Annotated in this window: 15 protein-coding genes; all 15 read right to left on the bottom strand. The window is 33.1% G+C overall.

The window, feature by feature from the left end:
- Positions 1-14: 14 nt before the first annotated feature.
- The 15 genes from pyrE to LQ675_RS01215 all read right to left on the bottom strand — a co-directional run bounded on the left by pyrE (position 15) and on the right by LQ675_RS01215 (position 17,229).
- The gene (gene pyrE, locus LQ675_RS01145; RefSeq protein WP_119649484.1) at positions 15-623 is read right to left on the bottom strand and encodes an orotate phosphoribosyltransferase; all 609 of its coding nucleotides are present in this window, start codon (positions 621-623) and stop codon (positions 15-17) included.
- A 5-nt stretch (positions 624-628) separates the two neighbouring features.
- A complete protein-coding gene (pyrF, locus tag LQ675_RS01150) occupies positions 629-1,321 on the bottom strand; it encodes an orotidine-5'-phosphate decarboxylase (RefSeq protein WP_239726854.1) in 693 nt (230 codons plus the stop codon).
- Between the two features lies 1 nt (position 1,322).
- Positions 1,323-2,249: a dihydroorotate dehydrogenase gene (locus tag LQ675_RS01155; protein ID WP_048542470.1), complete on the bottom strand. Its 927-nt coding sequence runs from the start codon at positions 2,247-2,249 to the stop codon at positions 1,323-1,325.
- A complete protein-coding gene (locus LQ675_RS01160) occupies positions 2,246-3,004 on the bottom strand; it encodes a dihydroorotate dehydrogenase electron transfer subunit (RefSeq protein WP_049319175.1) in 759 nt (252 codons plus the stop codon). Before LQ675_RS01160 ends, LQ675_RS01155 begins: the two co-directional genes overlap by 4 nt.
- A gap of 13 nt (positions 3,005-3,017) precedes the next feature.
- Entirely contained in the window at positions 3,018-6,191 is a 3,174-nt protein-coding gene (gene carB / locus LQ675_RS01165; protein ID WP_075577849.1) for a carbamoyl-phosphate synthase large subunit, read from the bottom strand.
- Positions 6,184-7,284 (bottom strand): carbamoyl phosphate synthase small subunit, encoded by a 1,101-nt coding sequence (locus LQ675_RS01170; protein WP_048542463.1) that lies wholly within the window; start codon positions 7,282-7,284, stop codon positions 6,184-6,186. Before LQ675_RS01170 ends, carB begins: the two co-directional genes overlap by 8 nt.
- 1 nt (position 7,285) lies before the next feature.
- A complete protein-coding gene (locus LQ675_RS01175; protein ID WP_048542460.1) occupies positions 7,286-8,560 on the bottom strand; it encodes a dihydroorotase in 1,275 nt (424 codons plus the stop codon).
- Positions 8,548-9,450 carry an aspartate carbamoyltransferase catalytic subunit gene (locus LQ675_RS01180; protein WP_239726852.1) on the bottom strand — a complete coding sequence of 301 codons (903 nt, stop codon included), beginning with the start codon at positions 9,448-9,450 and terminating at the stop codon, positions 8,548-8,550. Before LQ675_RS01180 ends, LQ675_RS01175 begins: the two co-directional genes overlap by 13 nt.
- Positions 9,451-9,469: 19 nt before the next feature.
- Positions 9,470-10,771, bottom strand: coding sequence for a solute carrier family 23 protein (locus LQ675_RS01185; RefSeq protein ID WP_048542456.1), 1,302 nt, complete (start codon positions 10,769-10,771; stop codon positions 9,470-9,472).
- 145 nt (positions 10,772-10,916) lie between these two features.
- Positions 10,917-11,444: a bifunctional pyr operon transcriptional regulator/uracil phosphoribosyltransferase PyrR gene (pyrR, locus tag LQ675_RS01190; RefSeq protein WP_048542454.1), complete on the bottom strand. Its 528-nt coding sequence runs from the start codon at positions 11,442-11,444 to the stop codon at positions 10,917-10,919.
- 215 nt (positions 11,445-11,659) lie between these two features.
- Positions 11,660-12,583: an RluA family pseudouridine synthase gene (locus LQ675_RS01195; protein ID WP_048542452.1), complete on the bottom strand. Its 924-nt coding sequence runs from the start codon at positions 12,581-12,583 to the stop codon at positions 11,660-11,662.
- Complete coding sequence (gene lspA / locus LQ675_RS01200) at positions 12,580-13,059, bottom strand: signal peptidase II (RefSeq protein ID WP_037587555.1); 480 nt, start codon at positions 13,057-13,059, stop codon at positions 12,580-12,582. The genes LQ675_RS01195 and lspA overlap by 4 nt, the downstream gene beginning before the upstream one ends.
- A gap of 187 nt (positions 13,060-13,246) precedes the next feature.
- Positions 13,247-14,188 carry an MSCRAMM family adhesin SdrC gene (locus tag LQ675_RS01205; RefSeq protein ID WP_239726850.1) on the bottom strand — a complete coding sequence of 314 codons (942 nt, stop codon included), beginning with the start codon at positions 14,186-14,188 and terminating at the stop codon, positions 13,247-13,249.
- Positions 14,189-14,223: 35 nt separating this feature from the next.
- Positions 14,224-15,144, bottom strand: a complete 921-nt coding sequence (locus tag LQ675_RS01210) for an LPXTG cell wall anchor domain-containing protein (protein ID WP_239726848.1) — start codon at positions 15,142-15,144, stop codon at positions 14,224-14,226.
- A 24-nt stretch (positions 15,145-15,168) separates the two neighbouring features.
- The gene (locus tag LQ675_RS01215) at positions 15,169-17,229 is read right to left on the bottom strand and encodes a trypsin-like peptidase domain-containing protein (RefSeq protein WP_207593110.1); all 2,061 of its coding nucleotides are present in this window, start codon (positions 17,227-17,229) and stop codon (positions 15,169-15,171) included.
- Between the last annotated feature and the right edge of the window lie 242 nt (positions 17,230-17,471).

Genomic DNA, 17,471 nt, shown 5'->3' on the forward strand with positions numbered 1-17,471 from the left:
TTATCTTGACTTTATTATAAAGTATCTTTCCAAGCTTTTAAAGTTTTTATATCTTTATTTTCGATATAACCTTCTTTTTCAGCTACTGAAATCAGTTCATCATAATTAGACAAAGTATAGAATGGAACATTGATTTCTTTGAAAGCTTCTTCTGCTTTGTTAATACCATATGTAAAGATTGCAAATACCCCTAATACTTCCGCGCCATCTTCAATTAAAGCTTCCACAGCATTAATTGATGAGCCACCTGTTGAAATTAAATCTTCAATTACAACTACTTTTTTCCCTTTGCTTAAAGCACCTTCGATTTGATTCCCTTTACCATGACCTTTGCTTTTAGATCTCACATAGCTCATCGGTAATTTTAGTTGATCCGCAACAAATGCTGCATGCGGAATACCTGCTGTTGCCGTACCAGAAATAATTTCAACATCTTGAGCATGTTCTTTAATCATTTGAATTAAACCTTGATAAATATTTTCTCTAATTTCAGGATATGCTAATGTCACTCTATTATCACAATAAATCGGTGATTTTATCCCTGAACTCCATGTATATGGATCCTCAGGTGAAAGTGTTACAGCTTTAATTTCTAATAATGATTGTGCAATATTTTGAGTCATATGAATTATCCTTCCCATCTTTGTAATATTTCTTGATATCTTGCTACTGGATCTTCATGTTGTGTAATTGAACGACCTACTACTATATGTGTTGAGCCTAATTTTTTAGCATCTTCTGGCGTTGTCACACGTTGTTGATCATGTGTCTTATCAGATTCTAAACGTATACCTGGTGTCACTTTCAAGAATATTTCACCGATATGGTCTTGAATTAAAGTAGATTCTAATGGTGAACAAACGACACCATCAAGTCCTGCTTCATGTGCTATTTTTGCATAGTGCACGACTGATTCATTGATGGATGATTGAATATTTTGTTCATCTTTCATTTGTTGTTCTGTAGTAGAAGTTAACTGAGTTACAGCTATTAACTTAGCATTAGGATTTGTCTCACGTAAGCCTTCAAGTCCAGCAGCCATCATGTTTTTACCACCTGCTGCATGCACATTGATTAAGTCGATATTGAGTTTACCTAATCCTTTTAATGCGCCTTTAACAGTGTTTGGAATGTCATGTAACTTTAAATCTAAAAAGATATCATGACCTCTTTGTTTAATTCGATTGATTGTATCAGGACCATTTTGCAAATAAAGTTCCATACCTACTTTTACAAATAGGGGTTCATTAAATAAATCTAAAAATTGATCAACTTCCTCTAGAGTTGCAAAGTCTAATGCAATTATTGGTGTATTCTTCATGTTATTTGACAACTCCTTGTTGGTTATAAGTTCTACCTTTAAGTTCTGTAATATGTTCAACGCCTAATTGGTCGAGTAATGTAGGTAATTCATCAATAATATCTTTACATACTGTTGGATTTTCAAAGTTTGCTGTTCCAACTGCTACTGCATCAGCACCAACTGAAATATAATCAATGACATCTTGAGCCGTTCTTACGCCACCCATTGCGATAATTGGAATATCAACATGTTGACTGACTTCATATACCATTCTTAATGCAACTGGCTTGATTGCTGGTCCGCTCAGTCCACCTATAACATTGCTTATGATTGGTTTTCCAGTCTTCGCATCGATTCTTAATCCTACTAAAGTGTTGATCATCGTTATACCATCAGCGTATTCTGCAATAGCTTTCGCCATTTCTACAATATTCGTTACATTAGGTGATAACTTTACATACACAGGCACTTCTGAAACAGCTTTTACTTTTCTCGTCAGTTCTTTAGCCACCTCAGGAACAGTACCGAATTGAATCCCACCTTCTTTAACATTTGGACATGAAATATTCAATTCTAGTGCATGAACATTTGATGCTTGTGAGATATGTTTTGCGACGTAAACATATTCTTCTTCAGTAGATCCTGCTACATTAGCAATAATGGGTACATCATATTGTTCAAGGTATTTCAACTCATGTTCCATAATATGGTGAACACCTGGATTTTGAAGGCCAATCGCATTAATCATACCGCTTGCCGTTTCAGCGACACGTGGTGCTTCATTACCGTATCTTGCAAATTGAGTTGCTGCTTTAATCATGATTGCGCCAAGTTCTGATAAATCATAAAACTGACTGAATTCTTTTCCGAAAGCAAAGCATCCACTTGCTGGCATGATTGGATTTTTCAAATTTAATCCTGGTAACGATACATTTAATCGACTCATATGATGACAGCTCCTTTTTCAAATACGGGACCGTCTGTACAAACTTTGACATAACCCGCTTCATTATCAGTATGGCATACACATGCGTAACAAGCACCGATGCCACAACCCATACGTTCTTCAAGTGAAATATAACCTTTCACATCACTTAATTGAAGTGTTAAAGCTTTCAACATCGCTTTTGGTCCACAGCTGTAAAAAATATCGAAGGGTGTGTCTAAATTTTCAATAACAGTTGTAACAAATCCTTTAGTACCAAGCGTTCCATCTGCAGTTGCAACATACGTATCACCTAGCGCACTAAATTCGTCTATATAAAATGCATCTTTAGCACTTTGAAAACCTAATACGTGAATTGTCTTTATACCTCTAGCATTGAGCTGTTTAGACAATTCGTACATTGGTGGCACGCCAATACCACCTCCAACTAGTAAGGCAGTATTTTGCGCTTCATCAACTGGGAATCCGTTCCCTAAAGGTGCAATCACATCAATTGGATCACCTTGTTTTAATTGTGAAATCAATTCTGTACCGTGTCCTTCTCTTCTAAAAAGCATTGTAAATGTTTCTTCTTCACGGTTCACTTCACAAATTGAAATTGGTCTTCTCAACATATGTTCAGTTCCTGTACCAGCTTTAATATGAACAAACTGTCCAGGTTTTTTCATATTTTTCGTAAGATTTCCACGTACTTTTAATTCAAAAATAGCATCTGCTATTTGATTATTTGATACAACTGTCATTATCTCGGACATTATAATCCCCCCACTACATTTGTTCAGTTCTAAATGTCATACTTTCCACTACATCTGCTAAAGCATTTGCCGTATCGAGTGATGTTAAACATGGTATACCATTTTCTACTGATTCACGTCTAATTTGGAATCCGTCTCTTTCGTAGACTTTACCTTTTGTCATTGTGTTAACCACAAGTTGTACTTCACCTTTTTGTATTACAGATAGCAAGTCATGTTCGCCGCCTATTTTACCAACCGTATACACTGGGATGTCATGTTCTTTAAAGTATTGTGCCGTACCTTCTGTTGCAAAAATTCTATAACCAATCTCATGAAATCTCTTAGCGATTGTTAATGCTTCAGCTTTATCTTTATCACTTACAGTAAATAATGCTGTACCTTGATCTTGTACTTTTAAACCACTTGCTGTTAAACCTTTATATAATGCTTTTTCTAAAGTACTGTCTTTACCCATTACTTCACCTGTCGATTTCATTTCAGGTCCTAATGTGATATCAACATTTTTAAGTTTATTAAAGCTGAATACTGGTGCTTTAACATATACACCTTCTTTATATGGCGCTAAACCACTTTCATATCCTTGCTCTTTCAAAGTGATGCCTGCAATTGCTTTAGTAGCAATCTTTGCCATTGGAATTTCAGTAATTTTACTTAAGAATGGTACTGTACGACTTGCTCTTGGGTTAACTTCAAGTACGAATACTTCTCCTTTAGAAAGTACAAACTGAATATTGATAAGTCCTACTATGTTTAAGCCTTTTGCCAATTTCGTTGTGTAATCGACTAATAAATTAATTTCTTCATCCGTTAACGTTTGAGGTGGATATACGGCAATTGAATCACCTGAATGGACACCCGCTCTTTCAATGTGTTCCATAATACCTGGGATGACAACAGTTTCACCATCTGAAATTGCGTCTACTTCAATTTCTTTACCTGTTAAATAACGGTCAATCAGTACTGGATGCTCTGGGCTTGCTTTAACTGCTTGTTCCATATAATTTCTCAATTCAGGTTCAGCATATACAATTTCCATCGCTCTTCCACCTAGTACATATGAAGGTCTTACAACAACCGGATAACCAATTTCATTTGCGTTATCTATCGCTTCTTGAACTGAAGTCGCTGTTTTACCTAATGGTTGTGGTACATCAATTTTTTGTAATAAAGCTTCAAATTCTTTTCTATCTTCAGCTCTGTTAAGATCTTCAAGCGTCGTACCTAATATTTGAATACCTTTTTGTGCAATTTTATCTGCTAAGTTGATTGCTGTTTGTCCACCAAATTGAACGACTACGCCTTTAGGTTGTTCGTGATTAATGATACTCATGACATCTTCTTCAGTCAGTGGCTCAAAGTATAACTTGTCAGATATCGAGAAGTCTGTTGAAACTGTTTCAGGGTTGTTGTTAATAATAATTGCTTCATAACCCGCTTCTTGAATAGCCCATACAGCATGTACAGTAGCATAATCAAATTCCACACCTTGTCCAATTCTAATTGGACCTGATCCTAATACGATGATTTTTTCTTTTTCAGTGACTATAGATTCATTTTCTTCTTCATAAGTACCGTAGAAATATGGTGTTTCTGATTCGAATTCTGCCGCACATGTATCTACTGTTTTGTAAACTGGGTTAATACCATGTTCTTGTCTTAAATCATATATGTCTCGCTCTGATTGTTCCCATCTATGTGCAATGACTTTATCACTAAAGCCGTATTGTTTCGCCCATAATAATGCGTCTAAATCGCCTTTTTTCTCTTTTAAATCGTGTTCAATATCGATGATGTGTTTGAATTTATTCAAGAAGAAATAATCAATTTGAGTTAATTCATGTATTCTTTCAAGTGATGTACCACGTCTAATTGCTTCGCCAATAAAGAATAATCTTTCATCATCTTGTGCTTTAATTCTCTCTTCAATAAAATCTAATTCAAATTCATCGCCATTTGGTAAACCTAAATGATGCACACCATATTCTAATGAACGAATCGCTTTTAATAATGATTCTTCATACGTTCTACCTATTGCCATGACTTCCCCAGTTGCTTTCATTTGTGTACCGAGATGACGTTCGCCTTTTTCGAATTTATCAAAAGGAAATCTTGGTATTTTAGAAACAACATAGTCTAGTGCTGGTTCAAATGCTGCATATGATGTACCTGTTACAGGGTTTAACATTTCATCTAAAGTCATACCGATTGCTATTTTGGCAGCTAACTTCGCAATTGGATAACCCGTTGCTTTTGAAGCTAATGCTGACGATCTTGATACACGAGGATTAACTTCTATTATGTAGTAATCTAGTGATTTTGGATCAAGTGCTAATTGTACGTTACATCCGCCTTCAATTTTTAAAGCACGAATAATTTTCAGTGATACATCTCTTAACATTTGATATTCTACGTCTGATAATGTTTGACTTGGTGCAACTACGATTGAGTCACCTGTATGAATGCCAACTGGATCGATGTTCTCCATGTTACAAACTACAATGGCATTATCATTTTTATCTCTCATCACTTCGTATTCAATTTCTTTGTAACCTGCGATGGATTTTTCTAATAAACATTGTGTAACTGGGCTATATTTCAAGCCATTTTGAACAACTTCTCTTAGTTCCTTTTCATCGTGACAAATTCCGCCACCAGTACCACCCATTGTAAAAGCAGGTCGCACAATTAGCGGGTAGCCAATTTCGTTCGCAAAATTTAAAGCACCTTCAATATCGTTCACGATATCACTTTCAGGTACTGGTTCATTTAATTCATTCATAAGTGTACGGAATAAATCTCTATCTTCAGCTTGTTCGATTGAAGAAAGTTGTGTACCTAATAAACGTACGTTATTTTCTTCTAATACACCATTTTCGTGTAATTCAATTGCCATGTTCAAACCAGTTTGTCCGCCTAAAGTTGGTAACAATGCGTCTGGTTGTTCTTTACGAATAATGCGACTCACAAAGTCTAAAGTTAAAGGTTCAATATATACTGTATCTGCTATTTCAGTGTCCGTCATAATTGTTGCTGGATTAGAGTTTACGAGAATAACACGGTAACCTTCTTCTTTTAGTGCTAAGCATGCTTGAGTGCCTGCATAATCAAATTCTGCAGCTTGACCTATAATGATTGGGCCAGAACCAATTACTAAGATGGATTTTATATCAGTTTGTTTAGGCATTGATTGTACGCTCCTTCGCTTTATGTAATTTGATCATTTCAATAAATTCATCGAATAAATAGTTTGAATCGTGCGGTCCAGGTGATGCTTCTGGATGATATTGTACTGAAAATGCTGGATATTTTTTATGTCTTAATCCTTCAATTGATTTATCATTTAATGCGATATGTGTCACTTCTAAATCAGTTTGTGCAATAGACGCTTCATCAATTGCATAACCATGGTTTTGACTTGTTAAATCTACTTTTCCAGTTTGTAGATTTTGTACTGGATGATTGGCACCTCTATGACCAAATTTCATCTTATAAGACGTTGCACCTTGAGATAATGCAAACAATTGATGTCCTAAACAAATGCCGAAGAATGGTATTTTACCGACTAATTGTTCAATTGTTTGAATGGTTTCTTGTACACTTTCAGGATTCCCTGGTCCATTTGAAACCATTATGCCATCTGGTGAGATATTCAGTATTTCTTCAAATGAAGTTTGGTATGGTACGACTGTTACATCACATCCTCTTCTATTAAGTTCTCTCACGATATTTTCTTTTTTACCGTAATCAATTAATACAACTTTATAGCCATCACCAGTTGAAATGTATGGTCTAACTGATGAAACTTGTTCAACTTCGTCCGTTCTTAACGATTCAGTATTTAAGCGTTGAACGAGACTTTCTATTTCATCAGCATTATCAGTAAATCCAGCTTTAAGGACACCGAATTTTCTAATTTTACGTGTTAAACTTCTTGTATCAACACCTGAGATACCTGGTATATGATAAAATTTTAACGTTTCATCTAAAGACTTACTTGATCTAAAGTTACTTGGGTAATCACACGCTTCTCTCACGACAACACCATTTAAAGTTGGTGTTAATGATTCAAAGTCATCTCTGTTTATCCCGTAGTTACCAATAAGTGGGTAAGTAAATGTAATAATTTGTCCAGTATAAGATGGGTCTGAAATGGTTTCTTGATAACCTGTCATTGCTGTATTAAAAACAATTTCTCCAACTGTTAAATCATCTGAACCTAATGCATAACCTTTATATGTTGTTCCATCTTCTAATACTAAGTATCTTTTATTTTTCATCTTATACTTCCTCCTTGAAGACGATTTCTCCATCACAAATTGTTAAAATTGGATATCCTGAAACGACTTCTCCTATAAATGGTGTGTTAGTACTCTTAGAAGCAAATTCTTCTGCTCGTATCGGTCTTTCTGTTTCCAAGTCTATGATAGTTAAGTCAGCGTAGCTTCCTTCTTCTAATCGACCATAAGGTAAGTTAAATGTTTCACTTGGCTTCGTTGTTAAAAATGCAACAAGTTGTTCTAATGTGAATTTACCTGTTTTCACAAAGTGTGTATATAATAATTGGAATGCTGTTTCACTTCCTACAATTCCGAAAGGTGCATCAATCATTGACACTTCTTTTTCTTCTTTAGCATGTGGTGCATGATCTGTTGCGATGCAATCAATTGTTCCATCTATTAAACCTTCGATTAAAGCATCTCTATCTTCTTTCGCTCTTAAAGGTGGATTCATTTTGTATATCGCATCGTCACCTGGTACGTCATCTTCTGTAAGTAATAAGTGATGTGGTGTAACTTCAGCTGTTACTTTAATACCTGCTTTTTTAGCATCTCTTATGACACGTACACTTTCTTTTGTAGACACGTGACACACATGGTAATGGCAATTTGCTGCTTCAGCTAATAACACGTCTCTAGCAATTTGTACCGCTTCGCAAATTGAAGGAATACCTGGAATGCCAAGTTCTTCACTTCGTTTACCTTCATGCATTGCACCACCATAAATTAATGAATTATCTTCGCAGTGTGCTACGATTGCTTTATCAATTTTAGCTGCTTCTTTCATAGCTTCGTACATCATTGAAGCTGTTTGTACACCTACACCATCATCAGTAAATTGGAACATGCCTCTATCTTTTAATGCTTTGAAATCAACATGTTCTTTACCAGCTTGTCTTACTGTAATTGATGCATAAGGTAAAACTCTTACCACTGCATGCTCATCAATGATTTTGTGAAGACGATCTAAATGTTCAACTGAATCTGGGACAGGCTTTGTATTAGGCATTGGACAAACTGTTGTAAATCCACCTCTTGCTGCTGCTTTAGTACCTGTTTCAATTGTTTCTTTATGTTCGCCACCAGGTTCTCTTAAATGTACATGTACATCAACAAATCCTGCTGAAATAAAATGTCCTTTCGCATCAATAACTTCTTGATTCTCTACTTCTATATAATCATCTATTTTTTTAATTTTGCCATCTTCAATTTCAATTTCCTTGTTAACTAATTGACCTTCTAATAAGATTTTTCCATTTTTGATTATAAGTGACATTTTACTTTTTCCTCCTTGTGATTAAGTACAGCATGTATACATGCCATTCTAATGAACACGCCGTTTTCCATTTGTTTAAAAATTCTTGATTTCGAACTTTCTACAAGTGAAGTATCTATTTCAACACCTCGGTTGACTGGTGCTGGATGCATGACGATTGCATTGTCATGAAGTTTGTTATATCTATCTATCGTCAGTCCGTATGCATTGTGATAGTCTTCTTTACTAAACGTTGCACCTGAATCATGTCTTTCATTTTGCACTCTTAACAACATACATACATCTACTTCATCTATCACATCATCAATTTCTACATATGGTACATCTGAAAAGTTACATTTCCATTGTTCCGGTGCAGAGAACATCACTTCCGCACCAAGTTTCGTTAAAGCATCTGCATTACTTCTTGCTACTCTTGAATTTTTTATATCACCTGAGATTAAAATCTTTAATCCTTCGAAATAACCGTATTCCTCATATATTGTCATAATATCTAGAAGACTTTGCGTCGGGTGGTGGCCACTACCATCTCCACCATTTAATACTGGAATATTAAGCCCTTGTAATGTGTCATAATATGCATTTTCGCTATGTCTAATGACTAATGCGTCTACACCAATGGATTCTAAAGTTTTGCAAGTATCATATAAAGATTCACCTTTTTGAACAGATGAAGTACTTATTTCAAAAGGAATGACTTCCAAACCTAATTTTCTTTCAGCCATTTCAAAACTACATTTTGTTCGTGTTGAATTTTCAAAGAATAAGTTTGCGACCGTCATGCCTTTACCAAAAGTTTCTGCACCATTTTCTTTAATGTCTTGTGCTTTCGTTATAATTTTCATGATGTCGTCTTTAGTTAAATCAGTCATTGTTAATAAATTTTTCATATGACACGCCTCCTGAGAATTATTTTATTTTCTTTGGCAATATAAGATTGAGCAAGATACCTACTGTTGCTGCTAAAGCCATACCTTCAATGTTTAAATGTATACCAATACCTGTGAAGTCTAAATGTGCTTTACCGATTCCTAATACGAGAATGACAGAAGCAATAATCAAGTTACGGTTGTCACCGAAATCGATATTGTTCTCCACCAACATTCTCAAACCACTTGAAGCAATGATTCCGAATAATAGTATGGAAACACCACCCATAACTGGTGTTGGTATTGTTGAAATCATCGCTGTGAATTTACCAACAAATCCTAAGATTAGTGCAAGTACTGCTGCACCTCCGATTACCCAAATACTATAAATTCTTGTAATGGCTAGTACACCAATGTTCTCGCCGTATGTCGTACTTGGTGGCCCACCAATAATTGAAGCCATCATCGTTGATACCCCATCACCAATTAATGAGCGATGTAAACCTGGATCTTTGAAGAAGTTCTTACCGACAATTTTATTGATGACGATTTGATGACCAATATGCTCACTAACCGTTACAAAAACGATTGGCAGCATGATTAAGATCAGCCCCCATTGTAGAGATGGTGTGTAATCATGAAACGGTAAGTAAATATCTGGCATTTGGATCCATTTCGCTTTTGAAATTGGCGCTAAGTCTACAATTCCAAATAATAATGAAGATATATATCCAACAATAATTCCGATAAGAACAGGAATGATTGATAAGAATCCTTTGAAAAATACTGAAACGATAATTGTTGTAATTAATGTGATGAGTGCGACTGTAATGTATATGCCACTATAGCCTTTCATTGCATTTGAATCTGTGTACATCGCCATGTTAACTGCTACCGGTGCTAATCCAAGTCCGATAACCATAATGACAGGTCCAACTACGACTGGTGGTAAAAGATTAAGCAACCAATTCGTGCCAGTAACCTTTATAATCAATCCGATAATGACGTAAAGAACACCACTCATAAATAATGCAACAAGCATTTCACCGAGGTCATGTGTCTTGAGCCCGACAATAATCGGTGTTATGAATGCAAAGCTCGAACCGAGATAAGCTGGTATCTTTCCTTTCGTTATCAGTATATAAAGTAGCGTTCCTAAACCTGATGCAATGAGTGCTGCTGAAACAGGTAAACCTGTTAGAAATGGTACAAGTACCGTAGCTCCGAACATTGCAAATAAATGCTGTGAGCTTAAGAAGAACCATTGTGATGCTTTAGGTTTATCATTAACATCTAGTATGGGTTCTACTGTTCGTTTAAACATTTCTTCATTTTGTGACATTTCCATTCTCCTATTCAAAAAAAGATCCCTTCACAAGATATGCAAAGGGATCTATGTATACAGTGATACCTATAAAGGTATAGTTATCTCCTGTAGCCATATATACTCCTTTGCCAGTCTCTCGTACTGATTTAAAAGGATTTATTTAATTTAATTTTACTGCTGTTTGTTGGTCGAACTCTTCTAATTCAACGACAACTGATTCATTAGATGATGTTGGAACGTTCTTACCTACATAATCTGCTCTAATCGGAAGTTCTCTATGACCTCTGTCGACTAAAGTTGCTAAACTTATTTTTCGTGGTCTTGCGTGATCTAATATAGCATCTAATGAAGCTCTAACAGTTCTTCCTGTATAAAGGACATCATCGACAATAATGACATGCTTATCATTAATATCTATATCGATATTAAATGATTTCACTTTAATCGTACCTTGTTGATTCTGAACATCGTCACGATAATGTGTAACATCAATTTCTCCAGTTGGTACTTGAACTTGTTCGATGTCTTGGATTTTCTGCTCAATTCTGTTCGCAAGAAATACACCTCTTGTCTTTACGCCTAACAAGACAATATCTTTAGTACCTTTGTTCTTTTCAAGTATTTCATGTGACATTCTTGTTAATGCTCTGTTTACAGCAGCAGCATCCATGATTAACCTCTCAGCCATATTCAATCTCCTTCCACAAAAAAATACTCACGTCTTTAGAAGACATGAGTATACACTAGTACCATACAAAGATGGTCTACACGCTCATATTATGTCTTCTCAGCCTCTCTGGACTGTCTGTTAAAGACGCTTTAATTGTTAAAACAATAATATCGTTTTTTTCATATGATGTCAAAGTTTAAATAAAATTAAATAAGTATTATTACACGTTGTACTTATTTTTTATCTTCTCGATTTCTTAATTTCTCTAATAATGTTTCAAAATACTCTGGTAATGGTGCTTCTTTTTCAATATATTCACCAGTAACTGGATGTTCAAATCCTAATAATCCAGCATGTAAAGCTTGTCCACCAATGTTCAATGTCTTCTTCGGTCCATATTTAGGATCACCTACTAAAGGAAAACCAATATGTTTCATATGCACTCTGATTTGATGAGTACGACCAGTTTCTAACTGACATTTAACCAATGTATATTTTTCGAATTTTTCAATTACATTAAAGTGCGTGACAGCTTCTTTACCATCATCAACGATCGCCATTTCTTGACGTTCTTTAGGATTTCTGCCGATTGGTGCTTCAATTGTTCCAAATTCGTGAGGTATATTACCATGTACAAGAGCTGTATATTCTCTAGTCACAGTTTTATCAACTAACTGTTCAACTAATCCTCTATGTGCAATATCATTCTTAGCAATCATTAATAAACCGGATGTATCTTTATCTATACGATGCACAATACCGGGTCTAATTTCACCGTTAATACCAGATAAATCTTTAATCACATACATTAATCCGTTTACTAACGTACCTGTATAATGGCCAGGTGCTGGATGCACAACCATACCTTTAGGTTTATAAACGACCGCTACATCTTTGTCTTCATAATAAACCTCAATACCTAAATCTTCTGCGACAATATCAACTTCTTCTATTACTTTTTCAGTCGCAACAATAACATCATTAAGCTTCGTCTTATAATTTGCTTTAATGACTTTACCATTTACTTCAACTAAACCTAATTTAATCCAATCTTGAATTTGATTTCTTGACCAATCTGGATTCAAATCAGGTAATAATTTATCAATTCTTACACCAATTTCATTTTCTGTCTCTATCTTAAATTCAAATGTATTCAAGCTTTTTCCTCCTTGCCCTCAAATAAAATCACAATTATCAATACAATGACACCTATCGTTAAAGCAGCATCTGCTACATTAAATATCGGGAAATTATAGCTGAAAATATATGTATCAACAAAATCAACAACTTCTCCTCTAAACAAACGATCTATAAAGTTACCAATTGACCCTGCAATTAATAAACTTAGTCCAAGTTGAACATCAGGTCGACCGTATCCTTCATTCTTAAAGAACATAAATAAAATAACAAGCACGACAATTGTTACGATATAAAATAACCACATTTTCCCTTGTAAAATCCCCCAAGCAGCACCTTGGTTTCTATGAGATGTAATATATAAAAAATTACTGATAACCTTTATAGACTCACCCACTTCTAAAGATTTAACAATTAAAAATTTAGTAAGTTGATCAAGCGCGATTAATATAATAATAAAAGTACTCCAAATCGGTACATTGTAACCTTTACGCATCTACTTTCCACTCCAATCTTGATTATTTTACCACATAACACGAACTAATTGTTAATATGATCTTTTAAATTACACATCTAATTCAAACACCTCATCACATATATTTTCTTTCATAACCAATTTAAAATTAAACAAAATAAAAAGAGATCAAGCAACAAAAATTGCTTAATCTCTTATATTAATTAAATTATACATTAGACATACGAGTTATTCTATAAATACCTAATAATGATATAACTACACAGGTAAATAACAAAGTACGGAATAATGGATTTTCACTTTCACCCGTCTTAGGTAATTCTTTTTGTTGTTTATCTGATTTATTATCTGCAGCTTTAGCTTTACTATCAGTACTCTTAGCCTTTACATCTTTATTATTATCTTCTTTTTTCACATCAACTTTTTTAGAAACATCAGAAGATTGAGGCTCAGACTTTTGATTATTCATCGCCACTTTATTTTGATTATCAGATTTATTATTAACTACAACTTTATTATCTTTATTTTGATCAGTAGCATACTTCTTATCAACTACATTACTCTGACTATCAGACTTTTTATCAACTTTCACATTATCTTTAGCCGGTTGTTCTACTTTAGCAGGAACATCTTGTTTTGGTTGGTCTGATATAGACTGATTGTCAGTAGTGTTTTTATTAGGTTCTGGTTGATCTTTTGGTTGATCAGATTTAGGTTCATCTTTTTGGTCATCTGCTTTTTGATCATCAGATGTATTATCAGACTTAGGATCGTATGTTACACCATCTAATGGTCTAGGGTGTTCTCCTACGAAAAGGTCATTTACTTTACCTTTAGATTTATAGAAATCATAATATCCCCATTGATCCCAAATGTGCTTATATTTAGGATTTAATTCATTCGTAGGCACACCATCCTTATAAATATAAAAATCACCTGGCTTTGCATCAATTTCTAATATTTCTCCACCTTGTTCAGGTACAGTCATTGAACCATCATAATTTACTCTGATAGGATATAACATTCCTCCGTTGTGAAACACATACTTCACAGGTTTGTCTTGTTTCACTTCTTCTGCATTAACTTTACCAATATCTGGTGTAGTTAGTGTTGTACATATTAATGTTGATAATAAAATTTTCTTTAACATAAACTTCTCCCCTTAATTATTCATAACTAAGAAAATTATGCTTTTGATTTACGATTTATTGTATAAAGGCCAATTAATGATAAGCCAACTAATGATAATATTCCTACTTGTATCCATGGATTTTCACTTTCACCCGTCTTAGGTAATTCTTTTTGTTGTTTATCTGATTTATTATCTGCAGCTTTAGCTTTACTATCAGTACTCTTAGCCTTTACATCTTTATTATTATCTTCTTTTTTCACATCATCTTTTTTAGAAACATCAGAAGATTGAGGTTCAGACTTTTGATTATTCACTGCCACTATATTTTGATCATCAGATTTATTATTAGCTACAGGTTTATTATCTTTATCTTTAACAGCTACATTACTTTGACTATCAGACTTTTTATCAACTTTCACATTATCTTTAGCCGGTTGTTCTACTTTAGCAGGAACATCTTGTTTTGGTTGATCTGTCTTAGATTTATTGTCAGTAGTGTTTTTATTAGGTTCTGTTTGATTATTCTGTTGATCAGATTTAGGTTCATCTTTTGGGGCATCTGCTTTTTTATCATCAGAAGTTTTATCAGACTTAGGAATAAACGTTACACCATCTAATGGTCTAGGATGCTCTCCAACGAATAAATCAGCAGTTCGACCTTTCGATGCATAAAAATCATAGTATGCCCATTGATCCTTTATATGTTTATACTTTGGAGTAACTTCATATGTTTTAACCCCATTTTTAACAACATAATAATCACTAGGTCTCTCAATGAAAACTTCTAATATTTCTTTTTCAGGTATAGTCATTGATCCATCAGAATTAATATAAATAGGACTAGCTTCTCCACCAGATTTAAACACATATTTAACTGGTTTATCTTGTTTCACTTCTTCTGCATTAACTTTACCAATAACTGGTGTAGTTAGTGTTGTACATATTAATGTTGATAATAAGATTTTCTTTAACATAATTTTCACTCCTCACTTAAATATTTATAGTACTTTTACTGCTTCCTTCTCAATATAACCTATCCATTTGTCTTTATTATCATATAATGAGTAGTAAACTCTTCCGCTACTTAATTTATATAAACATTTAGAATGTAGTTTTTTGTTTATATAATTCTGTGATTGGTTTCTTACTCTATCGAATAAGAAATGATAAAAATTATATTTAGTACTTATAATTTTTACATCTTTATTGAAACTTTGAGGTACAACTTTCTTAGTAGCATTTATATTCAATATTCCTAAATATTTGTCATTACTGTCATAAATTTTAATATAAGTATTGTTATTATTGTCTTTGTATATACCTTTTGCATTATAAACTTTATGATACATCGATTTAGTATTTAAATTTTCTTTACCAAAGAAGTTACCCCATACTGTATAATTATTCTTTATAATCTCAACACGTTCATCATAAGGCTCAAAAATAGTTTCTCTTACATCATTCTTATTTACATTTCCTATCCACTTACCATTCCCATCACATAATGTATATAAAGTTAGATTATTTGGTAAATTATATATTTCTTTTATCTTATAATATCTACTAAAAGATAACTTCTTATCAGTCTGTAAATCCCCAAATAAATTTCTATAAAGCTTTATATTTTCCTTTTTTAACTGAACTACTTTATCTGTGTAAATTGGTTTTATTTCAGTAGTATCATCGATATTTATAAAGCCTACAAATTGGTGATCTTTATCCTTAATCAATATATACTTTCCACCTGTTGAATCAGTATATACAGTTTGAGCTCTATAGATTCTTCCTTTTACATCTTGATTATTAAAAACTAATTCTTTTAAATTTAAATCTTTCCAAATTTTAGCTACACTTTTATTTACATATATAACTTTATCATACCGTTCAAATTTTAATTCCTTACCCCAATCATAAATTATCTCCATTTTGCTTGAAGATAATCTCACACCAGAATTATATTTATAAGTGTCATTTTCACCAAATCCACTAGTATGAATCGCGATTACATCATTATTGCTATTAAATACTGGACTACCACTTTGACCTGGTTCTGTATCGGAATCGTAATAAATTTTGTTTTTAGTTATATTTACAATTTCACCAGAACTAAAATACTGGTTGCCTGGTTTAATTTTGTCTATGTTACCTTCATGAGATCCAGGGTATCCAATAGTAGATATAAATTCACCTAATGTTAATTTGTCAGTTAAATTAAGTTTACCTAATTCCTTTCCTAATGGCCTATCTAAAATAAGTAATGCCATATCATAATAGCTATTACGTTTATTCAACCATTCAGGAGCTACATAAGTTTTTATTACTCTACTAATTCCTAAAGTTGGTATTTCATCTTTATATCCTGCATATACTAATACTTTGTTAATCTCTATATCCTTATACTTACTTGTAATAACATGTGCAGCAGTTAATACTGAATAATCATCAATCATAAATCCAGTACCACTTATATAATTATAATCATTAATATAAGATCTTATATGCACTATAGACTTATTAGGAAATTGATTTATATCTTTCACTAATTTTCTATCATCAGGACCAATTATAGATTCACCTTGATTACCATCTACTTTTTCAACTGGTAAAGCACTACTTTCATCATTAATATATTCTTCTCTTATTACATTTTTATCTGTTGACTCTACATCTTTTTCAGATTCTAAATTAGCTTTTTCATTTGTATTATTTTTTGATTGAGTATTTTGTTTTTCTGAATTATCCTTATTATTTTCATTGTTAACTGTATCATTAGCATTAATTTTTTCAGATTCCTCTAATATGGCATCTGAATTAGAATTTGATTCTTCACTATTAATATCTTCAACATCCTCATTTGAACTATTATCTGTTACTAAATTAGTAAGTAAGTCTTCGTTTTCATATTTAGCGATATCAATATTTGAGATATTACTTTCATTTAAATTACTTTCAGAAACTGGTTTATCTGATTGTTTATTTTCTTCTGCAAAGGCTTGATTACTAATTATTGAGATGTTGATTAAAAACAAAAATGTGATTAAAAAAATAAACTTCTTCATCATACACCTCTTTTTCACAATATTCAGAAAATAAAATCAAAAAAATTTCAATTTAATATTAGGGGTAAACATAATAGAGCAAAGCTAATTTAATAAAATAAACGTAAAATGATGAGTTAAACCATCATTATGATTCTCTTGTAACTTAGAATTAAATTATCACTCCTCTTCAATTTTTAACCTTCATATAACTCTCTTATATTTCGGTTTATTTTTTTATCGCCTATATTTTATCTATATTG

The organism is Mammaliicoccus sp. D-M19, from assembly GCF_022386695.1.
GTDB classification, from domain to species: Bacteria; Bacillota; Bacilli; order Staphylococcales; family Staphylococcaceae; genus Mammaliicoccus; species Mammaliicoccus sciuri.